Raw genomic sequence first — 773 nt, 5'->3', positions numbered from 1 at the left:
GAGTGTTTTACACTGGTGAAAATGAAGTGCCTAACTTCAACCTCTTTGATTACGCCATAGGCTTTGATGAATTGGACTTTAACAATCGTTATTTGAGAATGCCTTTATATTATGATAGACTACACCATAAAGCCGAGAGCGTGAATGACACCACTGCGCCCTACAAGATTAAAGATAACAGCCTTTATACTTTAAAAAAACCCTCCCATCATTTTAAAGAAAAACACCCTAATTTATGCGCAGTAGTGAATGATGAGAGCGATCCTTTGAAAAGAGGGTTTGCGAGCTTTGTCGCAAGCAACCCTAACGCCCCTAAAAGAAACGCCTTCTATGACGCTTTAAATTCTATTGAGCCAGTTGCTGGGGGAGGGAGCGTGAAAAACACTTTAGGCTATAACGTCAAAAACAAGAGCGAGTTTTTAAGCCAATACAAATTCAACCTGTGTTTTGAAAACACTCAAGGCTATGGCTATGTAACTGAAAAAATCATTGACGCTTACTTCAGCCACACCATTCCTATTTATTGGGGGAGTCCTAGCGTGGCGAAAGACTTTAACCCTAAAAGTTTTGTGAATGTCCATGATTTCAACAATTTTGATGAAGCGATTGATTACGTGAGATACTTGCACACGCACCCAAACGCTTATTTAGACATGCTCTATGAAAACCCTTTAAACACCCTTGATGGGAAAGCTTACTTTTACCAAAATTTGAGTTTTGAAAAGATTTTAGATTTTTTTAAAACGATTTTAGAAAACGATACGATTTATCAT

General features: G+C 37.9%; 1 protein-coding gene. It reads left to right on the top strand.

The window, feature by feature from the left end; genetic code table 11:
• The coding region (locus H7N69_RS07795; RefSeq protein ID WP_232260235.1) for a glycosyltransferase family 10 domain-containing protein at positions 1-773 on the top strand (773 nt) is incomplete at both ends.

Origin of the sequence: Helicobacter pylori (assembly GCF_014497725.1) — a bacterium.
Classification (GTDB): Bacteria; Campylobacterota; Campylobacteria; order Campylobacterales; family Helicobacteraceae; genus Helicobacter; species Helicobacter pylori_DE.
The sequence above is the reverse complement of the archived record's forward strand: the minus strand, read 5'-3'. Positions and strand labels throughout refer to the sequence as shown.